Here is a 15,745-nt window from a genome sequence, read left to right as displayed (position 1 = left end):
GGTAATTGAATAAAGTCTGAATCAACGTGGTCGCAATACGGATTCGAGCACTTGCAATGCCAGGTTGCCCTTGTGCGCACCCAGCTTGACCTTGAAAGCCGGCATGCCGTTGGCGCGCATGATTATGTCTTCCGGCATTTCCACCGGTATCACATCGCCCGGCTGCATATTGAGAATCTCGCGCAGCTTGAGCTGACGCCGCACCACCGTCGCACTGAGCGGCACGTTCACATCGAGCACGTCCTCGCGCAGCGCGTTTACCCAGCGCTCGTCCTGATCGCTTACATCTGACTGGAAACCGGCATCGAGCATTTCGCGGATCGGCTCGATCATCGAGTACGGCATGGTGATGTGAAGATCGCCACCGCCACTCTCGAGCTCGATATGGAACGTCGACACGACCACCACTTCGCTAGGGCTGACGATGTTGGCCAACGCCGGATTCACTTCCGAATGCACGTATTCGAAATTGACGTCGAGTACCGCGTGCCAGGCTTCCTTCAGATCGACGAAAGCCTGGTCCAGAACCATGCGCACCACACGCAGTTCGGTGGGCGTGAATTCTCGGCCCTCGATCTTTGCATGGCGTCCGTCACCGCCAAAGAAGTTGTCCACCAGTTTGAACACCAGTTTGGCGTCGAGGATGAACAGTGACGTTCCGCGCAGCGGCTTGATCTTCACCAGATTGAGGCTGGTCGGCACATACAGCGAGTGAATGTATTCGCCGAACTTCATCACCTGCACGCCGCCTACTGATACGTCTGCCGAGCGGCGTAGCAGGTTGAACATGCTGATGCGTGTGTAGCGGGCAAAACGTTCGTTGATCATTTCCAGGGTAGGCATGCGCCCACGGACGATCCGGTCCTGGCTGGTCAGGTCGTAGCTCTTGATGCTGCCCGGTTCGGAATCGCTTTCGGTATCGACCAGACCGTCATCGACTCCGTGCAGGAGCGCATCGATCTCGTCTTGCGAGAGCAGGTCTTGAACAGCCATCTGAAACGACCCCTATTGCAATACGAAGTTGGTGAACAGGACTTGCTCGATCGCGAGCTTGCCGATTTCCTTCTGCGCCAGCTCCTGAACGCTGGCGGTCGCCTGCTGCCGCAGCATCTCCTGGCCGACAGGCGTCGCCAGGCTGGCAAAGTCCTGACTGGAGAACAACATGACCAGTTGATTGCGTAAAAGGGGCATGTGTTCCTTCAATCCATCGAGCGCCGCCTGATCGCGCGACATCAGCGCAACGCTGACTTGCATGTAGCGCTGGCGCCCACCGGCATTGGTGAAGTTGACAATGAAAGCCGGCGCCAGCACTTCGTAGATTGCCGCTTGGCGCTGGGGCGCAGCATCCTCGCTGGCAGCATCGTCCGCCGGCTTATCTGCCTCGCCTTGAGACATGAAGTACAAGGTAGCGCCCACCGACACCCCGACGGCCAACAGCAATCCTAAGACAATCAGAATGATCAGCTTGAGTTTGCCCTTTCCTTCGGTCGCAGCCGCAGGACTCGGAACGTCCGGAGGTCCTTGTTTCTTTGCCATGCCAAATATCCGTCATTACAAGTGTTTTCACTCGCCTCATAAAGGAAGCGAGCAACTGCTGTGCCAAAGTATCGGCTAGCGAACAGGCAGCGTAAACGATTGCCATGGCGCGTCCGTCTTTTGTAGACGAATAGTCGGAGACTCAGGTTGCCGTGAGCAAAAAAAACCGGGCGCAAAGCCCGGTTCCTGTCAGCACGTTACGGTCACGCGTAGTAATCCACCAAGCCGCGATCGCCACCGGTACGCGCGGAGCTGATCTCCATGCTGCCCTGAACGACCTCATCATCCCCTGTAGTCGATACACCGGCGGCGCCACGTTCACGCGATTCACCGCCGCCGTCACCGCGCCAACCTCGCGACTGGTCAGAGACGTTCACGTCCATCGTCATCCCCTGCTGAGCGAACATATCGCGCAGTCGCTGCATCTGCCCTTCCAGCGCATCGCGTACGCCTGCATGCGGGCTGAGGAAGGTCACCTGGGTTTGATCCTTGGTCATGTCGATACGAACCTCCATGCGGCCCAGCTCGGCCGGATCAAGCTGAATTTCGGCCGACTTGAGGTTCTGGCTGGACAACCACATCACCCGATCGACCACGGCTTCGCTCCAGCCGGCCTGCTGCATCTGCACAGGTTGTCCTGGCACCATCGTAGGCCGCTGCAGCTGCTGGGTCTGATTCTGCTGAGCAAGCGCCTGAGTCAATGGATTGAGCCGGTTGAGTGCCGCCTCTCCGCTGACGCTTGGGCGACTATCCTTCGACGCGTCCAACTTCTCGAGCAGTTCACCGAAACCTTCCTCAAGCGAGCGATCATCGCTCTCCTCGGCCAGAGCCTCGCCTTCAAGCAGAGCCGCGGGGAGGGTTTCTTGCGCATCGCTCGCGCCTTCCTCAACCAAGACGGAAGTCGTGACAGGGCTTTTCTGAGTCGCCGACTGAAGCTCCAGCGTACGCTGTCCTGCCAGTACCGTCTCGCCTTCTGCCTCGAGACTCTCGGCAGCCACAACCGGCTGTGCCAGGCCAACCAGTAACTCGCTGTCTGGCAGCGGCAGTCCGTCGACGGGCGGCGCCTCGCTGACCGTACCCTGCCCGCCCATGCCGAACAGCAACAGCGGATCAAGCTCGGCCTCGGGGTTCGGCACGCTGTCATCGACCGTCTCGAGGCTGGCAGGCAAGTCATTGCCGGTTTCGGCCGTTGCCGGCTTTTCGGTGCCGCTTGCCTTGTCGGTTTCCTGACTCGGCTCCTCGCTAGTCGTCTTGTCCCGGGCCGGCTTCGCCGCCGCGTTTTGCGCCTCGGCAGGCTTACCCTGGCGCTCTTTCGCGTAGACGTTAGCGAAGCTGGAGGCCTCGTCACGACTGGATTGTTGGGCCGGCTTGGAGGATGTGTTCGCTGCCTTGGCGGCGGCGGTCGGGGCCTTGATATTGAGCAACAGATCGGGGGAAACGGCCATGGATCTTTCCGCTGAGGATGGAGACGTGCTCATGCTCAAGCAAACTCCGGGCCACTCGGTTGCGAATGAAGGTTCAGCGGCAGCGTCGCGACCCCTGCGGGACTGCAGAGAAAAGGTTCCTGTTAGCCAGGTCCTCCCCAACGCTGGCGTTCGGCGCGATAGAGAATGCGCACAATGGCAAACTCGCGTTCGATGCGCTCAATCAGGACCGGCGCCTCATCCAGTTGGTCGCGCCTGGCGGATTCCTCCATCTCACGACAAAGTTCTGCCAGCATCGCGGCGCCCATGTTGCTGCAGCTACCTTTGAAACTGTGCGCAGCCTGACGCAAGCTCTCTGCTTCGCCGCTCCGACAGGCCGCCTGCAACAGCCGCAGTCGCTCTTCGGAATCGACGAGAAAGGTGTCCAGCAGCACCGGGTACTCCGCCTCCATCACTTCCTGAAGGGTGACCAGCACGCTGGTGTCGAGATGTTCGGCCACGGAGATGCTCCTGGCGGTAAACGGCGGATTATGCATGACCGGACCAGTGAAACTCCACGTTGAGCACCTTGCCATCGGGCTGCCAATAAAATCGCTCGCTTAACTGGCGAATCATGCGTAGTCCTCGCCCTCCCAGGTATTCGCTGCAGTATTGCTGGTTCAATGCACGCTGCACATCGAAGCCCGGCCCGCTGTCGCGAACAGCGATGCGCAGGTACCCATTGGCCCCTTCAGACTTGACGGTAAACTCGATAGACACGAAGCCTTCGCTAAGCGCGTCCAGGCGCCGCTGGCGTTCCCGGTAATAGCTGGCAAAGCCTTCCGCGTCAGACTTGATGGACGAGTCGAGCAACAACACCCCATGCTCCACGGCGTTGGCATAAAGCTCAGTCAACACCGTAAAAATGGTGCCGACACGGTACCGCAGGGGCGAAATCTGCAGCAAAAGCTGCATCGCCATCGGCAAAGGGTCAGCCGAGCGCAGGCTGCCGGGTCGTAGTTCGAAGCAAGTCGACCAATCTCTCGGGCGCAGCTCTCGGCTTCCGAGTGGGTAAACATGGAGCGGATGAGGCGCAACCGCCCCCGGCTCACCGATCATGCTCACTTCAACCAGGCTCAGGTCGTCAAGTATTTGACCATGGAAGTCATGCAGCGCCTCCTGAATGTCGTCGAACAGCGTCGCGGGGTCGGAGTTGGATTCCAACACGGCTAGCAGCCGTTGCTCGCCGAACAGCTGATCATCGGCGTTGCAGCTCTCCAGCAACCCGTCCGACAGCAATAGCAGGCGGTCGCCCAGCGCCAAAGGCAGTGTCTCGAAGGTGTCATCGAATGACGTCGCCTCTCGTACCCCTAGCGGCAAATGCCTGGACCGCAAGGGCAACCGTGTGCCGTCCACGGCCTTGATCAGATAACCGTCTGGCAAGCCACCGTTCCACACCCGCAAGATTCCTTGCTCGAGGTTGATGTCGAGAAAAGTGGCGCAGCAGAACATCTCGACCGGCAGGATCAGCTTTAGCTTGGCGTTGATATCGCGAAGGATCTGATTACTTGAGTAGCCCTTGGCGGTCATTCCGTAAAAAGTTTCCGCCAGCGGCATGGCGCCGATCGCGGCCGGCAAACCATGGCCGGTGAAGTCGCCAAGTAGCACGAACATCCTGCCGGCCGGCGCTTGGGCAGCGAGCAGCAGGTCGCCATTGAACAGCGCTCGAGGAGATTGTCGATAACGGATGTTGGGGGCGTTAAGACAGCCGGCGTGAGCGACCTTGTCGAAAATGGCCTTGGCCGCGCGCTGCTCGTCGAGCAATTGCTGATTGCGGCGGCCGATCAGATCGCGCTGCTCCAGCACCGTCGCTTGCAGTCGACGCAAGCGATTCATGGCCTGGATCTTTGCCTCCAGAATGATCGGGTTGTACGGCTTGGCGATAAAGTCATCGCCGCCCGCCTCGAGGCAGCGAACCAGCGCTTCGTTTTCGGTCAGCGAGGTAAGAAAAATGATTGGCACCAGCTCATTGCCGGCCAGTTGCTTGATCTGTTGTGCCGCTTCGAAGCCGTCCATCACTGGCATCAATGCATCCATCAATACCAGCTGTGGGCGCTCGCGCTCGAACAGCTCCACCGCTTCGGCGCCATTGGCGGCGGTCACCACGTGATGGCCCTGTTGGCGGACGATAGCCGCCAACAGCATGCGATCAGCCGCACCATCCTCGGCAATGAGTATGGAGAGCCGACGAGGCATCAGGCGATCGCGAACAGTTGTTCGAAGTTGGAAACCGAAAGGACTTTGCGGACGTCAGGATTGCAATTGATCAGGCGAATATCGGCCTTGTCGCTGCCGGCATGATCACGCAACAGCAACAACATTCCCAGCGCAGAGCTGTCGAGATAGGTCGCGCCGTTGAGGTCGACCACATAACGTCGGGGCGAACTCCCAGCACATTGATAGGCATCGCGAAAAGCCTGGTGCGTATTGAAATCGAAACGCCCTCGAATCGTTATGGTCAGCTCCTGTCCATCTGCCGATAGCTGTGAACTGATGGTCATCTAGCACTCCTGATCCGAACGAGGTCGTGGCCTTTCGCCACGGCTGTCGTTATTGCTGGGTTGGTGCCGGCGCGCCGAATGGCGCCACGTCCAGGGCCTGCAGCTTCAATTCCAACCGCGCTAATGTAAAGAAGCTGATGAAGATTTAGCACCCTAAGCCCAGCACAGCAAGCCTCAATCCTGTTTGGGGCGACTCGAGAGTCGCTGGGAAAATTCGTCCAGCAGTTTTTGTTCTCGCTTGTCCGCCGCAGTCCTTGCCTCTTGCAGGTAGCGCTCGACCAGTCTGCGCAGTCCGTCGAGCCGGGCTCGTCGCTGCTGCCATTGTTCGCGCAGCTTGTCGAGGTTGTTGCGGTGCCAATCCAGGCTGCGCTGCTGCTGCCCGATGGCGGACTCGAGTTGGGAGAGAAAACGTTGGTAGTTCATCAGCCATTGGCCGGACACGCCCTGGCTGCCTTGAGCCATCCACTGCTGCTGGTAATCGGCGAAGTATTGCCGTAACTCGCCCAGCTTGGCTTCGGCCTGGGCGACTTGCGTCTGGCCTTGGCCAAATAGCTTAGCGGCCTCTCGCTCGGCACGCTCAGCCATATCGATCACCGGCGCCAGGCGCGCCGCTCGGCTGGCTGGCAAGGATTAGCCTGCGGCCTTGGGATTGAATACGTTGGCCAGCAGCGCTTCGCTCTGGGCCAAATGCTCGGCTTCGTCCAAACCCTGCCGAAGGTAGCGAACCATCTCCGCCTGTCGGGCGATGGCAAGGTCGGTTTCTGGATCGCCTCCCGGTACGTACGCGCCGACGCTGATCAGATCGCGGCTCTGCTGAAAACGCGACCAGAGCTGTTTGAAGCGCTGGGCATTGCGCATATGTTCAGCGCTGACCACCTGCGGCATGACCCGGCTGATTGAGGCCTCGATGTCGATGGCGGGGTAATGCCCCTCCTCCGCCAACCGGCGAGACAATACAAAATGGCCGTCCAACACCCCTCGCGCGGCGTCGGCGATCGGGTCTTGCTGATCGTCGCCCTCGGACAAGACGGTGTAGAACGCCGTAATCGAGCCGCCGCCCTCTTCCGCATTACCGGCGCGCTCCACCAGGCTGGGCAGCTTGGCGAACACCGATGGTGGATAACCCTTTGTCGCCGGCGGCTCGCCAATGGCCAGGGCGATCTCGCGCTGTGCCTGGGCGAAGCGGGTCAGCGAGTCCATCAGCAGCAGGACGTTCTTGCCCTTGTCGCGAAAATACTCGGCGATGCGCGTGCAGTACATGGCGGCTCGCAAGCGCATCAAGGGCGCGTCATCCGCCGGCGAGGCGACGACTACCGAACGCTTGATGCTTTCTTCGGTGAGAATGTTCTCAATGAACTCTTTTACTTCCCGGCCTCGTTCGCCAATGAGCCCGACGACGATGATGTCGGCCTCGGTGAAGCGCGTCATCATGCCGAGCAGGACGGACTTACCCACGCCGGTGCCGGCGAACAGCCCCAGACGCTGCCCGCGGCCGACGGTCAGCAAGCCGTTGATGCTGCGGATCCCGACATCCAGCGGCTCGCTGATGGGGTGGCGCTTGAGTGGGTTGATCACCGGGCCGTCCATGGGGACCCAGTCCTCGGCTTTCATTCCGCCCTTGCCGTCCAATGCACGGCCAGCACCGTCCAGCACACGCCCCAGCATCGAGGTCCCCATGGGTAGACGCCCGGTATTGGCCAAGGGCACCACGCGCGCGCCGGGGGCGATGCCCGCTAGGCTGCCGACCGGCATCAGGTACAGCTTGCCACCGGAAAACCCCATCACCTCGGCTTCGACCTGGGTCGGATGGTAGCTGTCCTCGTTGATCACCAAGCAGCGGCTGCCAACCGCAGCACGCAGGCCTTCGGCTTCCAGCGTCAGCCCGACCATACGCAACAACCGACCCTCGAGGATCGGTTGGCTGGGAAGCTTGATCGCCTCGCCGTAGGTTTCAAAGCGCTTGGCGAAGCTGGTTCGTTCAAGACGCATCGGCTGGCTCCGCGCCCGATCCGAGATCAAGATGCAGGTCAGCCTCAGGCGGGCTGGTGGCGTTTTCCCGCTGCTGTTCGAATAGCTGGCTGATCGCCTGGCCCAGGCGCGTTTCGACACTCGCGTCGATACGGCTCTGTTCGGTCTCGATCCGGCAACCGCCCGGCAGCAGATCACTGTCTTCCACAATGCGCCAGGTCTCTTCGTGGCGCTCGCGCAGCGCTTTGACCAGGTCGAAATCCTGCGGGTTGATGTAGATGCGCACGTTGCTGGCTCCCATGGGCAACAACTTGAGCGCTTCGCGCAGCACCTGGCGGATCTGGCTGGAGTCGACCAGCAGATCGCGCTGAATCACTTCTCGCGCCAGTTGGCTAACCAGTGTGACCATTGCGTGTTCGAGGTTTCGATCCTGATCGGCGATGGGTTCGAGCAGCTGCGTCATCAGCTTTTCCAAGCTCTCCAGCTTGGGGTTCAGCGCCGCCTCGGCTTCTTGCCTGGCCTTGAGCTGACCGGCGTGAAAGCCATCCTTTTCGCCCGTACTGAAACCTTCGTTGTAAGCCTCCTGACGAATGGCCTCGAGCTCGTCGAGCGTCAGAGGTTTGACTTCCTCGACCGGCACGTCTTCGCTGCGTGACAAGTCCTCGTCTTCAACCGGCTCCTCGCCAATCTCTGGGTCTTCCGGTGCCGCACCCAGAGGGTCGAAGCTCGGTAAGGCCCAGCGATCGAAAACGTTGACGTCTTTCGCGCGGATCACATCGCTGGGGTTTTCCTTGGACATTCAGTTTCAGTGCCTTGCTTGCTAGACCATTTCCTCGCCGCCTTTACCGCCGAGCACGATTTCTCCGGCTTCGGCCATGCGGCGAGCGATAGTGAGAATTTCCTTCTGGGCACCTTCGACTTCGCTGATGCGCACCGGCCCTTTGGCTTCCAGATCGTCACGCAGCAATTCACCGGCGCGCTTGGACATGTTCTTGAAGACCTTCTCCTTGATCGCTTCATCGGCGCCCTTGAGCGCCAATACCAGCACATCGGAGGATACTTCGCGCAGCAGCACTTGAATGCCCCGGTCGTCGACATCGGCAAGATTGTCGAACACGAACATCAGGTCCTCGATCTGCGACGACAGATCCTCGTCGACATCCCGGATGGCGTCCATCAGCTGGCCTTCAACGGAGCTGTCGAGGTAGTTCATGATGTCCGCGGCGCGTTTGACGCCGCCCAGCGTTGCCCGCGTGGTATTGGCGTTGCCGGAGAACTGTTTTTCGAGGATCAGGTTCAGCTCTTTCAGCGCGGCGGGCTGCACCGTGTTGAGCGACGATACGCGCAGGACGATGTCCAGCCGCACCTTGTGGTCAAAGTGAGAGAGCACCTCGCCAGCCTGATCCGGGTCCAGATAGGCCACCACAATCGCCTGGATCTGCGGGTGTTCGTAGCGAATCACATCGGCAACGGCACGTGGCTCCATCCACTTCAGGCTGTCCAGGCCGCTGGTGTTGCCACCGAGCAGGATGCGGTCGATCAGGCCACCCGCCTTGTCCTCACCGAGGGCCTGCGTGAGCATCTTGCGGATATAGCCGTCCGAACCCACTCCAAGGCTGGTCTGGTCGCCGACGATCTCGACAAACTCACCCATCACCTGTTCGATCTGGTTCTTCTGCACGTTGCGCAACTGCGCCATTGCCGTGCCGACTTTCTGTACTTCCTTCGGGCCGAGATGACGCAGCACCTGCGCCGCGTCGGCCTCGCCCAGCGAAAGCAGCAAGACCGCCGCCTTGTCGATCTTGTTCAGCTTGACCGGAACTCGAGCATCACTCATCTGCGTTGATCCACTCTTTGACGACCTGAGCCACCCGGCCCGGATCTTCTGCTACCAGATTCTTGATGGCATTCAATTGCGCATCGTATCCCTCGGTCGGGCTTGGCAGCATGATGCTCTGCGGCCCGCTCAAACTGACTCGATCATTGGACAGCGCCCCGTCGATGCCTTCCATGTCACCGAGCTCGGCATCACCGCCCACTGTTTGCAGTTCCTTGCTCTTGCCGGCGTTGGTCAGGTTGTTCAGCACGGGCCGCAGCACGCCGAACACCAGTACCAGGATGAACAGGACGCCGAGCACCTGCTTGACGATGTCCCAGAACCACGGCTGCGAGTAGAACGGACTTTCAATAAAGGCCTCGTCGAGCGAGTCAGCGGCGAACGGCGCATTGATCACACTGACGCTGTCACCACGGCTTGCATCAAAACCGACCGCGTCCTGTACCAGCCGAGTGAAGCGCGCCAGTTCTTCGGCGGTACGCGGTACCCGAGTGGTGGTGCCGTCAGCGGCAATGGTCATCTGGTCATCGAGCACCACGGCAACCGACAGCCGACGCAGGCGTCCCTGTTGCTGCTTGGTGTAGCTGATCGACCGATCCAACTCATAGTTGCGGGTCGCCTGCTCACGCTTGTCTGCCGGATACGGCGCCAGCATCGGTTGACCGGTTGCGGGGTCCATGACTTGCTGACCATTGGCATCCAGCAACGGCTGGCCCGGAGCGATGGCACCCGCCGCGCCAGCCTGCCCGGCAACAGCATTCTCGGGCGCAGCAGCGGGTCCCGGTGGTTGATTGCTGAGGGCCCCAGGCACACCTTGCGGGCCGAGGCTGCTCTGACGCTGCTCGCTGACGCTCTGCTCGCTGCGCAGTGCGGGCTGATCAGGGTTGAAGGTCTCGGACGTGGATTCGACTGCACTGAAATCCACATCGGCAGACACTTCAGCCTTGTAGCGACCGCTGCCCAGCACCGGCTGCAGGATGTTGTGCACGCGCTGGGTGTAAAGGCTCTCCATACGACGGCTGTAGTCGAACTGCTTGCCGGCCATGCTCAGCTCGGTCAACTCCTGCTGATCGGATAGCAGGTTGCCCTTCTGGTCGACTACGGTGATCTGTGACTTGGTCAGCTCAGGCACGCTGGTCGCGACCAGATTGATGATCGCCATTACCTGGCTTGGCTCAAGATTGCGGCCCGGATAGAGTTCGACCAGTACCGATGCGCTTGGCTTGCGCTCGTCGCGGACGAATACCGAGCTCTTCGGAATAGCCAAGTGGACGCGCGCGCCCTTGACGTTATTCAGACTGGAAATGGTGCGACCCAGCTCGCCTTCAAGACCACGGCGATAGCGGGTCGCTTCCATGAACTGGCTGGTGCCGAGGCCTTGCTCTTTGTCGAGAATTTCAAAACCGATATTGCTGTCGGTCGGAGCGATACCGGCACTTGCCAGCTTCAACCGCGCACGCGCAAGGTCGTCGGCCTTGACCAGCAGGGCGCCGGAGTTGGGCTCAACAGTGTACGAAATGTCGGCGGCCGCCAAGGTTTCCATCACCTGGTTGGCATCCATTCCGGCGAGGCTGCCCAGCAATGGCCGGTAGTCCGGCTGCTGCGACCAAAGCACCACGGCAAAACCAATAGCAACGCTCGCCGCCAAACCGACCAGCAGGCCGATCTGCCGCAGCATCGACATTTCAGACAGGTTTTCCAGAAAGGAAAGACCCAGCAAAGGCTTCTTCGGAGCATCCGAACCAACCGGCACCGGGGCATTGCTAAGCGCGTCAGCCATAGTTCAAATCCTGCCTTAGACCGGCATCTGCATGATGTCTTGATACGCCTGGACCAGCTTGTTGCGCACCTGAGTCATGGCCTGAAAGGAAACGCTGGCTTTCTGTGACGCGATCATGACTTCGGTCAGATCAATGCCACCCTGGCCCATCTCGAAAGCAGTAGCTAACTGATTGGAAGCCTGCTGGGTTTCGTTCACTTTATTGACGGCTTGGCCGAGCATGTCGGAAAAGCTCGGCGCGCCCACTTCTGGGGCCGCAGTCACGGGCTTGGAGCGTGCCATTGCATCGGTCTGCATGGCCCGCATTTCCAGCATCAAGCGATTGAATTCAATACCCTGACTCATCATTCCTCCAACAGCTGCGGTTTTTTTGACGCCTCGCAGCAGGCACAGGAGTAATAGCAACATCGGTGCCATTGTCCGCACGACCATTCCTATCCGCCGCCGCGCGGGAGACGAACGGCGCCAAGCAAGGTCAGGGCACTGTTACGCTGATCACGCTGCTGGCTGTACCGCGACGCGAAGCGCGCAACCCCCTAGCCTGTCGTGTATCGCTGGCGCGATGCGTTGAAGTAGGCCAAGCCCTGGTCCGTCAGCGAGTTCGCCCCGGCGTATCCATCCTTGAATCCGGACCCAAAGCTGACGATGACCGCCACCGCCGCCCCGCCTCACCACCTAATCAAGGACAGCTCGGCCTCTACCGTCGTGGCCGGCTTCATTGCCATGCTCACCGGCTATACCAGCTCGCTGGTGCTGATGTTTCAGGCCGGGCAAGCCGCTGGGCTCAGCGGCGGACAAATCTCTTCGTGGATATGGGCACTGTCGATTGGCATGGCGATATGCAGCATTGGACTGTCATTGCGCTACCGGACGCCGGTTGTCATCGCTTGGTCGACGCCCGGTGCGGCGCTATTGATTAGTAGCCTCCCTGGCGTTCCGTACGGCGAAGCGATCGGTGCCTTCATCTTCGCCTCAGCGTTGATCGCGCTCTGCGGGCTTACCGGCAGCTTCGAGCGGCTGATGCGCAAGGTGCCTGCTTCGCTGGCGGCGGCGTTGTTAGCGGGGGTGTTGTTCAACATCGGCAGCGAGATTTTTCGCGCCGTGGAAGTTCAGCCAGTGCTGGTGCTGGGCATGTTCTTCAGTTACCTGCTCGCCAAGCGCTTTCAGCCTCGCTATGCGGTGCTCTCGGCGCTGTTAATTGGCTGCGGCCTGTCGGCAATGATGGGTCTGCTGAACTTCAGTCAGCTGAGCCTGGAAGTCGCAGCGCCGGTCTGGACTACACCGGATCTATCGCTTGCCGCCATCTTCAGCATTGGCATTCCGCTATTCGTGATTGCCATGGCCTCGCAAAACATGCCGGGGCTGGCCGTGCTTCGCGCTGAGGGCTATCAGGTGCCGGCATCGCCACTGATCTCGGTGACCGGCATCGCCTCGGTGCTGCTGGCACCTTTTGGCTCTCATGGCATCCATCTGGCCGCGATCACCATGGCCATCTGCAGTGGCCCGGAAGCACATCCGGACCCCGCAAGGCGCTATACCGCAGCCGTCTGGTGCGGCGTCTTCTATGGCATCGCCGGAATTTTCGGCGCCACCCTGGCTGCCCTCTTCGCCTCCTTCCCGGCTGCCCTGGTGTTATCCATCGCAGCGCTAGCACTGCTCGGCTCGATCGGCAGCGGCCTGACCCAGGCCATGCAAACACCGCGTGAGCGCGAAGCGGCGCTGATTACCTTCATGGTGACGGCGTCGGGCCTGACCCTATTCGGCATCGGCTCTGCGCTGTGGGGGTTGGTAGCGGGTGTGCTGACGCTGCTGATCGTCAGCGCACCCAAGGGATCGGCCTGAATCGCCCCAGCGAATCAGATTGCCGTGGCACCGCCATCGACCGCCAGCGCGTGGCCGGTGGTAAAGGCCGCACCATCGCTGCAGAGATAGAGCACTGCAGCGGCAATTTCTTCAACCTTGCCTACACGACCTATCGGATGCATGGCAGCGGCGAACTCTGCCTTGCGTGGATCCGCCTCATAAGCACGACGAAACATGTCGGTATCGATCACAGCCGGGCAGACGGCGTTGACCCTGATTTTCTTCTTGGCGTACTCGATGGCTGCCGACTTGGTCAGGCCAATGACCGCATGCTTGGACGCCGAATAGATGCTCATCTTCGGCGCTGCCCCCAGGCCTGCCACCGACGCCGTATTGACGATGGCGCCGCCGCCCTGTGCGAGCATTAGCGGCAGCTGGTACTTCATGCACAGCCAGACGCCTTTGACGTTGACCCCCATGATTGCATCGAACTCGGCCTCACTGCCTTCAGCCAGGCGGCCCTGTTCGATTTCTATTCCGGCATTGTTGAAGGCGTAGTCGATGCGCCCATAGGTCGCCACCGCCTGCTCGACCATCGCCTTGACCTCCGCGTCGCGGGTAACGTCACAGCGCACGAATACAGCCTCGCCGCCAGCCTCATGAATGGCTTCGGCGCAAGCCGCCCCGCCTTGCTCATCCACATCAGCCACGACTACCTTCAGCCCCTGCTCGGCGAACGCCAATGCTGTCGTGCGGCCAATGCCTGCCGCACCGCCGGTAACCAATGCAACCTGACCGGAAAAAGACATGCTCATGCTAGATACCCTGATCGAATTAATGAAGGCGCCGAGTCCGAATGTGACTACAAGCCAAACCCTGGTCATGGTTATACCGCCATCCTTCCCTTCGATTAAGCAGGGGATGGCGATATCACTCACGCGGATGCCAATGCATTCCAGCGCACCCGCCTTGCTTGCAGTGCTGCGCCAGGGAGGCTAAACCAAGGGTTTGCACACAAAAGAGGTTTCCATGGACAAGACCAATCGCCAGTTCCTGCTGGCCAAGCGCCCGGTTGGCGCACCTAACCGCGAAACCTTCGAGTACGCGGAAAAACCGCTGGGCGAACTCGGCCAGAACCAGATACTGGTCAAGAACGAATACCTGTCGCTTGACCCAGCCATGCGGGGCTGGATGAACGATGCCAAGTCCTACATCCCCCCGGTCGGCATTGGCGAGGTGATGCGTGCCCTCGGCGTGGGAAAGGTCATCGCCTCCCAACATCCAGGGTTTGCCGAAGGCGATTACGTCAATGGCGCGCTGGGCGTGCAGGACTACTTTCTCGGTGAGCCGAAAGGCTTCTACAAGGTTGATCCGAACCAGGCGCCACTGCCTCGCTACCTGTCTGCACTAGGCATGACTGGCATGACCGCCTACTTCGGTCTGCTGTCTGTGGGCGAACCGAAAGCCGGCGAAACCGTGGTGATTTCCGGTGCAGCCGGAGCGGTTGGCAGCGTCGCGGGGCAGATCGCCAAAATCAAAGGCTGTCGCGTAGTTGGGATCGCCGGTGGCGCCGACAAGTGCCGCTTCCTCACCGAGGAGCTCGGATTCGACGCCGCCATCGATTACAAGAGTGAGGATGTTGCAGCAGGGCTGAAGCGCGAATGCCCGAAGGGCGTTGATGTCTATTTCGACAACGTGGGCGGCGACATCCTCGATGCAGTGCTGACGCGCATTGCCGTTGGGGCGCGCATCGTCATCTGCGGTGCTATCAGCCAGTACAACAACAAGGAGGCAGTCAAAGGCCCGGCCAACTACCTGTCGTTGCTGGTCAACCGCGGGCGTATGCAAGGCATGGTGGTGATGGATTATGTCTCACGTTATCCAGAAGCCATGAAAGACATGGCTGGCTGGATGCAGAGCGGCGAGCTGAAGAGCAAGGAAGATGTCGTCGAGGGCCTGGAGACTTTCCCAGAGACATTGATGAAGCTGTTCACCGGCGGCAACTTCGGCAAGCTGGTGCTGAAGGTCAGCTGAGCGGGCTAAAATCGCCGGTCGCCGCGATAGCGGCCGGCTAATCGATCACGCCAGTTCTGCAACGACTGCTGCCAACGCCTGAGCTGGATCGGCGGCCTGGGCGATCGGGCGGCCGATCACTAAATAATCTGAACCTGCTGTAATCGCCTGCGCAGGGGTGAGAATGCGCCGCTGATCATCCGCTGCGCTGCCGGCGGGACGAATGCCCGGCGTCACCAGCTGCAAACCGGCGAACTGCGCCTTCAAGGGCTGCGCCTCCTGAGCCGAGCAGACCAGCCCATCCAGCCCCGCCTTCTCAGCCAGCCCTGCGAGACGCAATACTTGCTGCTGCGGCGGCAGATCCAGGCCGATGTCAGCAAGGTCTGCCTGCTCCATGCTGGTCAACACCGTAACGCCGATCAGCAGCGGCTTCTGCCCGCTCAGCTTATCCAGCGCTTCCCGGCAAGCGGTCATCATCCTCAGGCCGCCGGAGCAATGCACGTTGACCATCCACACGCCCAGCTCTGCTGCCGCCTTGACGGCCATAGCCGTGGTGTTGGGGATGTCGTGGAATTTCAAGTCGAGAAACACCTCGAAGCCTTTGGCCTGCAAAGCTTCCACCACCGGTGGGCCGCAACGGGTGAACAGTTCCTTGCCGACCTTGACGCGACACAGAGCCGGGTCCAGTTGGCCGGCCAATGCCAGCGCAGCATCACGGGAGGGAAAATCGAGCGCAACGATGATCGGAGTCTGGCAGGGCATGGCACGTCCTCGGCAAAATTCGGCGCGTATTGTCGCAGAAAAACCGGTAACCGGCGGAGCTGCTCAGACGCCCGCAAGGCCA

16 protein-coding genes are annotated in these 15,745 nt (G+C 60.5%); 2 read left to right on the top strand and 14 right to left on the bottom strand.

The window, feature by feature from the left end; genetic code table 11:
• Nucleotides 1–21 precede the first annotated feature (21 nt).
• The 12 genes from fliM to fliE all read right to left on the bottom strand — a co-directional run bounded on the left by fliM (nt 22) and on the right by fliE (nt 11,430).
• The gene (gene fliM / locus ACIGHL_RS01700; RefSeq protein ID WP_128119092.1) at nt 22–993 is read right to left on the bottom strand and encodes a flagellar motor switch protein FliM; all 972 of its coding nucleotides are present in this window, start codon (nt 991–993) and stop codon (nt 22–24) included.
• A 12-nt stretch (nt 994–1,005) separates the two neighbouring features.
• A complete protein-coding gene (gene fliL / locus ACIGHL_RS01695; protein WP_045425736.1) occupies nt 1,006–1,536 on the bottom strand; it encodes a flagellar basal body-associated protein FliL in 531 nt (176 codons plus the stop codon).
• 203 nt (nt 1,537–1,739) lie between these two features.
• Nucleotides 1,740–2,981: a flagellar hook-length control protein FliK gene (locus tag ACIGHL_RS01690; RefSeq protein WP_128119091.1), complete on the bottom strand. Its 1,242-nt coding sequence runs from the start codon at nt 2,979–2,981 to the stop codon at nt 1,740–1,742.
• A 122-nt stretch (nt 2,982–3,103) separates the two neighbouring features.
• Nucleotides 3,104–3,496 carry an Hpt domain-containing protein gene (locus ACIGHL_RS01685; RefSeq protein ID WP_128119090.1) on the bottom strand — a complete coding sequence of 131 codons (393 nt, stop codon included), beginning with the start codon at nt 3,494–3,496 and terminating at the stop codon, nt 3,104–3,106.
• A complete protein-coding gene (locus ACIGHL_RS01680) occupies nt 3,489–5,195 on the bottom strand; it encodes a fused response regulator/phosphatase (RefSeq protein WP_216706771.1) in 1,707 nt (568 codons plus the stop codon). Before ACIGHL_RS01680 ends, ACIGHL_RS01685 begins: the two co-directional genes overlap by 8 nt.
• A complete protein-coding gene (locus ACIGHL_RS01675; protein WP_045425730.1) occupies nt 5,195–5,500 on the bottom strand; it encodes an STAS domain-containing protein in 306 nt (101 codons plus the stop codon). Before ACIGHL_RS01675 ends, ACIGHL_RS01680 begins: the two co-directional genes overlap by 1 nt.
• A gap of 174 nt (nt 5,501–5,674) precedes the next feature.
• A complete protein-coding gene (gene fliJ, locus ACIGHL_RS01670) occupies nt 5,675–6,127 on the bottom strand; it encodes a flagellar export protein FliJ (protein WP_081262942.1) in 453 nt (150 codons plus the stop codon).
• Nucleotides 6,128–6,130: 3 nt separating this feature from the next.
• Entirely contained in the window at nt 6,131–7,489 is a 1,359-nt protein-coding gene (gene fliI, locus ACIGHL_RS01665; protein WP_046162305.1) for a flagellar protein export ATPase FliI, read from the bottom strand.
• Nucleotides 7,479–8,267, bottom strand: a complete 789-nt coding sequence (gene fliH, locus ACIGHL_RS01660) for a flagellar assembly protein FliH (RefSeq protein WP_128119089.1) — start codon at nt 8,265–8,267, stop codon at nt 7,479–7,481. The genes fliI and fliH overlap by 11 nt, the downstream gene beginning before the upstream one ends.
• Before the next feature lie 21 nt (nt 8,268–8,288).
• Nucleotides 8,289–9,305 carry a flagellar motor switch protein FliG gene (gene fliG / locus ACIGHL_RS01655; protein ID WP_045425720.1) on the bottom strand — a complete coding sequence of 339 codons (1,017 nt, stop codon included), beginning with the start codon at nt 9,303–9,305 and terminating at the stop codon, nt 8,289–8,291.
• A complete protein-coding gene (fliF, locus tag ACIGHL_RS01650; protein ID WP_128119088.1) occupies nt 9,298–11,085 on the bottom strand; it encodes a flagellar basal-body MS-ring/collar protein FliF in 1,788 nt (595 codons plus the stop codon). Before fliF ends, fliG begins: the two co-directional genes overlap by 8 nt.
• 15 nt (nt 11,086–11,100) lie before the next feature.
• Complete coding sequence (gene fliE, locus ACIGHL_RS01645) at nt 11,101–11,430, bottom strand: flagellar hook-basal body complex protein FliE (protein WP_073301514.1); 330 nt, start codon at nt 11,428–11,430, stop codon at nt 11,101–11,103.
• Between the two features lie 300 nt (nt 11,431–11,730).
• Between fliE and ACIGHL_RS01640 the strand changes: the two genes are divergently transcribed.
• Nucleotides 11,731–12,927, top strand: a complete 1,197-nt coding sequence (locus tag ACIGHL_RS01640) for a benzoate/H(+) symporter BenE family transporter (protein ID WP_128119294.1) — start codon at nt 11,731–11,733, stop codon at nt 12,925–12,927.
• 14 nt (nt 12,928–12,941) lie between these two features.
• Here ACIGHL_RS01640 and ACIGHL_RS01635 read toward each other — a convergent pair whose 3' ends face one another.
• Nucleotides 12,942–13,703 carry an SDR family oxidoreductase gene (locus ACIGHL_RS01635; protein WP_128119087.1) on the bottom strand — a complete coding sequence of 254 codons (762 nt, stop codon included), beginning with the start codon at nt 13,701–13,703 and terminating at the stop codon, nt 12,942–12,944.
• Nucleotides 13,704–13,917: 214 nt separating this feature from the next.
• Between ACIGHL_RS01635 and ACIGHL_RS01630 the strand changes: the two genes are divergently transcribed.
• Entirely contained in the window at nt 13,918–14,922 is a 1,005-nt protein-coding gene (locus ACIGHL_RS01630) for an NADP-dependent oxidoreductase (RefSeq protein ID WP_045425700.1), read from the top strand.
• Nucleotides 14,923–14,967: 45 nt separating this feature from the next.
• Here the strand turns inward: ACIGHL_RS01630 and pyrF are convergent, their stop codons facing one another.
• Entirely contained in the window at nt 14,968–15,663 is a 696-nt protein-coding gene (gene pyrF / locus ACIGHL_RS01625) for an orotidine-5'-phosphate decarboxylase (RefSeq protein ID WP_046162312.1), read from the bottom strand.
• Nucleotides 15,664–15,745: the final 82 nt, after the last annotated feature.

The sequence above is a fragment of the Pseudomonas sp. NPDC077451 genome (genome assembly GCF_044543345.1).
In the GTDB taxonomy this organism is placed as follows: domain Bacteria; phylum Pseudomonadota; class Gammaproteobacteria; order Pseudomonadales; family Pseudomonadaceae; genus Stutzerimonas.
The sequence above is the reverse complement of the archived record's forward strand: the minus strand, read 5'-3'. Positions and strand labels throughout refer to the sequence as shown.